At 38.6% G+C, this 797-nt stretch carries 2 protein-coding genes; both read right to left on the bottom strand.

Translation table 11 applies throughout. The features are described from left to right. Positions 1–87: 87 nt before the first annotated feature. Complete coding sequence (locus B4N75_RS01835; RefSeq protein ID WP_296024746.1) at positions 88–570, bottom strand: DNA-deoxyinosine glycosylase; 483 nt, start codon at positions 568–570, stop codon at positions 88–90. A 37-nt stretch (positions 571–607) separates the two neighbouring features. After that, positions 608–797 (bottom strand): ClbS/DfsB family four-helix bundle protein (locus B4N75_RS01830; protein ID WP_296706462.1); only part of this gene is annotated, 190 nt, incomplete at its 5' end.

The following is a 797-nucleotide window of genomic DNA, read 5'->3' as shown; positions in this document are numbered from 1 at the left end:
CATTATCGGGCTTGACCCGATAATCTGCTGAACGCTCTTTTTTTAGAGTGTAAGACTGGTTTCATGGATAATTTTACATAAAAACTGTTAAAACTCATTTCTCCAAATTTCAACAAGTTTTTGAATTGAGTAAACGGCATTTGCAGGACTTGTGGAAGGAAGCGTTTTCAGCATGGAGCACAAATTTTCATCCTGATATTTTAGAAAATATTTAGCGGCAGTTTTGCCGTTTGCAAGAATTTTTGCAATTTTACAGGCGGACACTATTCTTTCAATGTCAGAAGGCACAACACTGCTTATAGAACTGTCGGATGAGCCGCAAATTGTACATTCTCTTATCGAATCATACACGGCGATTTTGTGTTTTTCTAGAAAGCGTTGTTTTTCTTCTATCGATACTGGTGTTTCTTCAGAAAAAATCATCGCCAGCATTTTCCAGAAACGGTTCTGCGGATGTCCGTAATAAAAGCCATTTTCACGCGACTTTACGGAGGGCAAGCTTCCTATAATCAAGATTTCTGAATCCGCCCTAAAAAACGGTTCAAAAGGATGAATTATATGTTCCGTCATGTTTATCTTCCATTTGTTTTCAAATTATATTATTTCTCTAACTTTTATTCACTTTTGAAAACACAATCTTTCTGTGCGCCTTCAGTTTTTTAATCGCCCAGTCGTAGTGGCTGCTGGTCGTGCTGATGAAATATGCGCCGAGGTTCGTTGTTCCCGTCCAGGAAAAATGCTTTTTTGCAAAAAGTTCCTCATCGGAAAAGGAGCGTGCAAGTTCCAGGACTTTTTCG

The organism is Treponema sp. UBA7570, from assembly GCA_002477955.1.
In the GTDB taxonomy this organism is placed as follows: Bacteria; Spirochaetota; Spirochaetia; order Treponematales; family Treponemataceae; genus Treponema_D.
The sequence above is the reverse complement of the archived record's forward strand: the minus strand, read 5'-3'. Positions and strand labels throughout refer to the sequence as shown.